A 6542-nucleotide genomic window follows, 5' to 3' on the forward strand; every position below is an offset into this window, starting at 1 on the left:
CTTCAGGAAGTAGCTGCCCACCCGCTTCTTGAGGCTGCTGGCCTTGCCCACGTACAGCAGTTCGCCGTCCTCGTCGAAGTAACGATAGACGCCGGGCGAGGTGGTGAGCGTGCTGACAAAGGCCTTGCCGTCGAAGGCCTGGGAGGAAGCGGGCTGCATGGGCAGGATTTTAGCCCGATTGCCAGGTTTTCAATGCCTGGGCGCAGCAAGTTCAGCCCCTACGCAGGCGCTGGATCAGGCCTTGCACACCGCGCTCGGCCAAGGCCACCGATTGCGCGAAGGCGGTGAGTTCCTCGTAGTAGGGATCGGGAAAATCCCGCGGCGGCGCGGCACCGGCCCAGTCCAGGAACAAGGCTAGCCGCTCGTGCACCTTGCCGCCGAAGACGCGCCGCATGTCGCGCAGGTTGTTGCTGTCCATCGCCAGCAGCAGGTCATGGCGCTCGGCATCGTCGGCGCGCAGTTGGCGAGCGCGATGCGGTTCCAGGTCGTAACCGGCGTTTGCCGCGGCGGCGCGCATGCGTGGATCAGCCTGTTCGCCCGCATGCCAGCCACCGGTGCCGCAGGATGCCACTTCAATGCCTAGCCCGGCTTCTGCGAGGTGTTTGCGGGCAACCGCTTCGACTAGTGGTGAGCGGCAGATGTTGCCGAGGCAGACAAACAAAACGGACGCAACAGTCACGCTTGCATACCTTGAAGGTTAACGATGGATTTCATAACATGATAGCAAAATACGCTATCAATACTGCCATGAAGGCCAAACACCGCAGGACGCTGGAATCCATCTATGCCACTCCTACCCTCGGCAGCGTCATTTTCGCCGAAGTCGAAGCATTGATAGTGGCCCTAGGTGGAGACATTCGAGAAGGGAACGGATCGCGGGTCGTCTTTGAGCTAGCCGGCTCACGCATCTATCTGCACCGCCCGCACCCAGGAAAAGAGGCAAAAAAGTACCAGGTGGAAGAATTGCGGAAATGGCTGATCGAGAAAGGCATCCACCCATGAACAGCATGACTTACAAGGGCTATACCGCACGCATCGACTTCGATGAAAGCGACAATATCTTTGTGGGGCGAGTGCTAGGCATCAAAGACAACATCAGCTTTCATGGCAAGTCCGTGAGTGAACTGACGAAAGACTTCCATGCCGCCATCGAGCACTACTTGGTTGACTGCAAGGCAACGGGCCGCAAGCCGGAGCGGTCGTATTCCGGCAATCTCATGCTGCGCATTTCGCCGGATGTTCACGCCCATGTCGCCACCAGGGCGGCCGTGCATCGCAAGAGCATCAATGAGTGGGTCGAAGAGGTGCTTGCAAACGCCCGATAGTCCTCACGTACCCAGCCAAGCTTCGGCCCGCTGCAAATCCGCTTCCGTGTCGATCCCCGGCGGGAACGGTTCGGGCGTAAGACGAACGGCAATGGGGTAGCCATGTTCCAGCACCCGCAACTGCTCCAGCGACTCGGCCTGCTCCAACGGCGTGCGTGCCAGGCCGGCGTACTGCTGCAGGAAACCCGCACGATAGGCATAGATGCCGATATGCCGCAGAAACGGCACTGCTTCCGGCAGCTGGTCGCGATCTAACGCAAACGCATCCCGCGCCCACGGTAGCGGTGCGCGGCTGAAGTACATGGCGCGGCCTTGCGATGAGCAGACCAGTTTCACCACATTCGGGTCGAACAGCTCGTGCGCATCCACGATCGGCGTGGCGAGCGTCGCCATCGGGGCATTGTCTTCGGCAAGCGCATGCGCCACTTCGCGAATGCCGGCCGCGGGCGCAAAGGGCTCGTCGCCCTGCAGGTTCACCACGATGGTGTCCGGCGGCCAGCCATAAACCGCCGCGCATTCGGCGAGGCGATCACTGCCGGAGGCATGGTCGCTGTGGGTCATGCAGACATCCACGCCCCGCTCTGCCAGCACATCCACAATGCGCTCATCATCAGTCGCCACAACAACTTGCGTGGCACCGGCCTGCAAGGCGCGCTTGGCGACGCGCACGATCATCGGCACGCCGCCGATCATGCGCAGGGGTTTGCCCGGCAGGCGCGTGGAGCCGTAGCGGGCGGGAATGGCAACGATGAAGTGGGGGATGGTTGGCATGTGTGTCGTCGAGCAGATCGATGGCCTTGCCGTATCGCCATCCTGGTGAAGGCTGGAATGGCGAAGGAGGTGACTCTGCGCGAGAGATTAGCTCAACGCAAACCCGCAACCGTTGGCCAGTTCCATAAACCCTGGGAATGACGTTGCGACATTGGCGCAATCACGAATCGTCACGCCCCCCCGCGCTACCAATCCCGCCACCGCGAAGCTCATCGCAATGCGATGATCGCCATGGCTTTCCACCGTACCGCCCGCGATCACGCCGCCATCGATGATCGCGCCGTCCGGCGTCTCCTCGATGCGAACGCCAAGCGCGCGCAGGCCCGCGGCCATGGTGGCGATGCGATCCGATTCTTTGACGCGCAGTTCCGCTGCCCCCCGCACCACCGTGCGTCCCTTCGCCAACGCCGCAGCCACGAACAAGGAGGGAAACTCATCGATCATGTCCGGCACCAGCGCTTCCGGCAGCTCGATGCCATGCAAGGGTGCATGCCGCACGACCAGGTCGCCCACGGCTTCGCCGCCGCTTTCACCTTGATGCTCGATACGGATATCGGCGCCCATCAGGCGCAAGGCGTCAAGCAAACCGGTGCGGCGCGGATTCAAACCCACCGCGGGCAGGCGCAACACCGAACCCGGCAGGATGCTCGCCGCGACCAGGAAAAAGGCTGCCGAGGAAAAGTCCGCCGGCACGACAACGTCCGTAGCTCGCAAGCGGTGACCGCCTTCAAGCCGGGCATGGCCGGGCGAGAATTCGATCGGCCAGCCGAACGCCTGCAGCATGCGTTCGGTGTAATCGCGCGTGGGGTGTGGCTCGATCACTTCCGTGCTGCCTTCGGCATACAAGCCGGCAAGCAACAAGGCGGACTTCACCTGTGCGCTGGCCACCGGCAATTCGTAGCGGATGCCGTGCAGCTTGCGACCGCCCTGTACATGCAGCGGCGGCAGGCCTTCGTTCGTGTCGATGCGCGCGCCCATCTTCGCCAGCGGCTCGGTCACGCGGCGCATCGGGCGCTTGGAAAGCGATTCGTCGCCGATCAGGGTGCTGTCGAAAGCCTGCCCTGCCAGCAAGCCGGCCAGCAGACGCATGCCGGTACCGGCGTTGCCGCAGTCGAGCGGCTTGTCCGCTGCGCGCAAACCGTGCAAGCCCACGCCATGCACGACGCGCTCGCCGGACGACGGTGCCTCGATCCGCACGCCCAGTTGCGCCAGCACGGCGGCGGTTGCACGCGTGTCTTCGCCTTCCAGAAAACCACGAATGTGCGAAGTGCCTTCGGCGATGGCCGACAGCATCATCGAGCGGTGCGACACCGACTTGTCGCCGGGTACGATGACATCGCCATGCAAGGCCGTCGCGGGCCGGCTGACCCAATCCAGACGTGGCGCGCCGCTCATGGCAGGGCCACCGGGTAGGCGCCGAGCACACGCACTTGGGCTGCATGCGGACCCATGTCCTTCAAGGCTGCCTGCAACGACGCGTCATCAATATGGCCGGAAACGTCGATAAAGAAGGCGTATTGCCATTTGCCGGTGTGTGCCGGACGCGATTCAATGCGATTCAAGCTGACCCCATGTTTGGCGAACGGGCTGAGGATTTCATAGAGCGCGCCTGGTTTGTCGTTGACGGTAATCAATAGCGATGTACGGTCGTTGCCGGATGACGGAAACAGCGAACGGCCAATCACCAGGAAGCGCGTGGTGTTGTCGGCGCGATCCTCGATCGCCTGGGCCACGGTCTTCAAACCATAAACCTTCGCCGCGGTAGCGCCAGCAATGGCCGCTGCATCATCGGCGTGACGCGCCAGGCGTGCGCCTTCCGCATTGCTGTGCACGGCAATGCACTCCGCATTCGGCAGGTTGACGCGCAGCCAGGTCTTGCACTGCTGCAACGATTGCGCATGACCGTAGACACGCTTGATGCCTTCCAGCGATTCGCGCTGCGAGAGCAGGCATTGATGCACGCGCAGCTCCACCTCGCCGCAAATGCGCGCCTCGGAGGTCAGGAACATGTCCAGCGTCATCTGGATCATGCCCTGTCCGGAATTCTCCACCGGCACGACGCCGAAATCGGCGTGGCCCGCGGCAACTTCCTGAAACACTTCCTCGATGCTGCCCAGGGGCAATCCATAAGCCGCATGACCAAAATGCTTGCGCACGGCCTGTTCGCTGAAGGTGCCTTCAGGGCCGAGATAACCCACCTTGAGCGGATCTTCCTGCGCGAGGCAGGATGACATGATCTCGCGGAACAGACGCACCATCTCCGTATCGGATAGCGGCCCGTGGTTACGGTCCACCACCATGCGCAGCACATGCGCCTCGCGTTCGGGACGGTAATAGTCGATCGCCGAAAGCCCCTCGCCTTTTACCTTGGCCACTTCGCGGGCCCAGTTGGCGCGCTCGGAGATCAGCTCCTGGATCTGCCGGTCGATGCTGTCAATGCGGTCGCGCACCTGCACCAGCGATAGCTTGGGTTCGTTCATGCGATGGATGTCCAGACGTAAAGATGGCTTAGGAGCCTGTCGGACTTGAATTGGCCGGGTTGCAAATCCGCCTGCGCGGTCCATATTTCCGTCGATGCTTGGCCCATAGAACCACTATGGGCCGGCGCATCGCCGAAAATCTGTCCTCGCGCAGTCGAATTTTCGCCTCGACCAATTCAAATCCGACAGGCTCCTAGCCAACGAGTGTATCAGCCATGCCGGCGCGCGAAGTCGTGCATGAAATCCACCAGCGCCTGTACGGCTTCCAGCGGCACCGCGTTGTACAGCGATGCACGCATGCCGCCCAGCGCCTTGTGGCCTTTCAGCGCCATCAATCCAGCCGCTTCCGATTCCTGCAGGAAAGCGGCATCGAGCGCACTGTCGTGCAAGGTGAACGGTACATTCATGCGCGAGCGCACGGGCGGATCGATGGGGTTGCGATAGAAGCTGCCGGAGCCGTCGATGGTGGCATAGAGCAGCTCGGACTTCTGGCGATTGCGTTCGGCCATCGCGGCGAGGCCGCCGTTGTCCTTCAACCACTCGAAGGTCAGCCCGGCCAGGTACCAGCCCCAGGTGTTGGGGGTGTTGAGCATGGAATCGTGGGCCGCGTGCTCGACGTAGCGGAAGATCTTCGCCGTCGGGCGCATGGGCCGTTCGAGCAGGTCACGACGAATGATGATCAGTACCAGGCCGGACGGGCCGATGTTCTTCTGCGCGCCGGCATAGATCAGTCCATAGCGGCTGACGTCGATGGGTCCGGAAAGAATGTCCGACGACATGTCCGCCACCAGCGGCACGTCGCCCACCTCGGGCGCCTGCTTGAATTGCACGCCGTGGATGGTCTCGTTAGTGGCGATGTGCACGTACGCCGCCTTGGGATCGAGCTGCCAGGTCTCGCGCGCCGGCATGCGCAGGAAGTTGTCGGCCTTGCTGGTCGCCGCCACGTTGACGTGTACGTAGGGTGCGCCCTCGTTGGCAGCTTTCTCGCTCCAATGACCGGTGATGATGTAGTCGGCGCTATCGCCTTCGCGCGCGATATTCATCGGGATCTGCGCGAAGTGCTGCGTGGCCCCGCCCTGCTCGAACAGCACGGCGTAGTAGTCGGGGATGTCCATCAGCTGGCGCAGATCCGCTTCCACCTGCTGGGCCATGGCGATGAAGCGTTTGCCGCGATGGGATTGCTCCATCACCGAGGCACCGCTGCCGTTCCAGTCCAGCAGCTCGCGCTGCGCACGTTCGAGCACCGGCAAGGGCAATGCCGCCGGACCTGCGCTGAAATTCCAAACCCTGCTCACGCACCGGTTCCTGTCTTGAAATATCGCCGCATTATGCCGCGACGCAGCAACCAAACGTCAATGCGCGTGTAACAACAATAGGAGCGCGATGCCTAAGGCCAGTACCGCGGCGGTGGCAATCAACCACCAGACTTCCCCGCGCGGCCCGGCCACGTCTTCCGGCAACGGTTCGGCCGGCTCCGGCGGAAGCACGATTTCCGGCTCGGGCTCCAGGCCCGGCGCGTCGACCAGAAAGCGATGCATGCCGATGCCGATCTGATCGCCCGGCAACAATAGGGTTTGCTGCACGGCAGTACCATTGACGCGCGCCGGATAGCGGCCATCGACTGGCTGGCTGCTTTCCATGCGCAGTTGACCCTCACGCCAGAAAATCGTCACGGCGGCCGATTCGCCTTGCGGCAGATCCAGCGGAATGCGTCCTTGTGGTCCAAGCTCCAGACGATCGGCCAGGGGCAGCACCTGGCCGGAAAGCGGTCCGGCGACGGCGCGCAGCGCGACCGTGCAACGCTCGTGCTCGGGCATGTCAGGCGATGCGCGTCCGATCGGTTCTTCATCCGCACACAGCAACATGCGGCAATCGCCCACACCCAACGTGTCGCCGGCACGAAGCATGGCCCGCTCGCGTACCGGGCGCGCATTGACGTAGATACGGGTGGCGTCAGGCAACACGT

Annotated in this window: 9 protein-coding genes; 2 read left to right on the plus strand and 7 right to left on the minus strand. The window is 62.7% G+C overall.

Annotated features, from left to right (window positions below):
- Together VMA74_RS21090 and VMA74_RS21095 are read right to left on the minus strand one after the other, a co-directional pair.
- Positions 1–159, minus strand: a 159-nt coding sequence (locus tag VMA74_RS21090) for a GIY-YIG nuclease family protein (protein WP_325370622.1), incomplete at its 3' end; no start/stop codon positions are given.
- Between the two features lie 52 nt (positions 160–211).
- Positions 212–679: a low molecular weight protein-tyrosine-phosphatase gene (locus VMA74_RS21095; RefSeq protein ID WP_325370607.1), complete on the minus strand. Its 468-nt coding sequence runs from the start codon at positions 677–679 to the stop codon at positions 212–214.
- A 38-nt stretch (positions 680–717) separates the two neighbouring features.
- Between VMA74_RS21095 and VMA74_RS21100 the strand changes: the two genes are divergently transcribed.
- A complete protein-coding gene (locus VMA74_RS21100) occupies positions 718–1002 on the plus strand; it encodes a type II toxin-antitoxin system HicA family toxin (RefSeq protein WP_325370609.1) in 285 nt (94 codons plus the stop codon).
- Positions 999–1325, plus strand: coding sequence for a type II toxin-antitoxin system HicB family antitoxin (locus VMA74_RS21105; RefSeq protein WP_325370611.1), 327 nt, complete (start codon positions 999–1001; stop codon positions 1323–1325). The genes VMA74_RS21100 and VMA74_RS21105 overlap by 4 nt, the downstream gene beginning before the upstream one ends.
- 3 nt (positions 1326–1328) lie before the next feature.
- Here VMA74_RS21105 and kdsB read toward each other — a convergent pair whose 3' ends face one another.
- The 5 genes from kdsB to VMA74_RS21130 all read right to left on the minus strand — a co-directional run.
- Positions 1329–2096: a 3-deoxy-manno-octulosonate cytidylyltransferase gene (gene kdsB, locus VMA74_RS21110; RefSeq protein ID WP_325370613.1), complete on the minus strand. Its 768-nt coding sequence runs from the start codon at positions 2094–2096 to the stop codon at positions 1329–1331.
- Between the two features lie 87 nt (positions 2097–2183).
- The gene (gene aroA / locus VMA74_RS21115) at positions 2184–3491 is read right to left on the minus strand and encodes a 3-phosphoshikimate 1-carboxyvinyltransferase (protein WP_325370615.1); all 1308 of its coding nucleotides are present in this window, start codon (positions 3489–3491) and stop codon (positions 2184–2186) included.
- Entirely contained in the window at positions 3488–4576 is a 1089-nt protein-coding gene (gene pheA / locus VMA74_RS21120) for a prephenate dehydratase (protein ID WP_325370617.1), read from the minus strand. Before pheA ends, aroA begins: the two co-directional genes overlap by 4 nt.
- 209 nt (positions 4577–4785) lie before the next feature.
- Positions 4786–5871, minus strand: a complete 1086-nt coding sequence (gene serC / locus VMA74_RS21125) for a 3-phosphoserine/phosphohydroxythreonine transaminase (protein ID WP_325370619.1) — start codon at positions 5869–5871, stop codon at positions 4786–4788.
- 57 nt (positions 5872–5928) lie between these two features.
- Positions 5929–6542, minus strand: a 614-nt coding sequence (locus VMA74_RS21130; protein WP_325370621.1) for a forkhead-associated protein, incomplete at its 5' end; no start/stop codon positions are given.

It is taken from the genome of Dyella sp. (assembly GCF_035508675.1).
In the GTDB taxonomy this organism is placed as follows: Bacteria; Pseudomonadota; Gammaproteobacteria; order Xanthomonadales; family Rhodanobacteraceae; genus Dyella_B.

Bases quoted from the DNA above. Each gene is read 5' to 3' on its own strand.
- kdsB (WP_325370613.1), bottom strand. From the start codon at position 2,096: ATGCCAACCATCCCCCACTTCATCGTTGCCATTCCCGCCCGCTACGGC.
- pheA (WP_325370617.1), bottom strand. From the start codon at position 4,576: ATGAACGAACCCAAGCTATCGCTGGTGCAGGTGCGCGACCGCATTGAC.
- VMA74_RS21105 (WP_325370611.1), top strand. From the start codon at position 999: ATGAACAGCATGACTTACAAGGGCTATACCGCACGCATCGACTTCGAT.
- aroA (WP_325370615.1), bottom strand. From the start codon at position 3,491: ATGAGCGGCGCGCCACGTCTGGATTGGGTCAGCCGGCCCGCGACGGCC.
- VMA74_RS21100 (WP_325370609.1), top strand. From the start codon at position 718: ATGATAGCAAAATACGCTATCAATACTGCCATGAAGGCCAAACACCGC.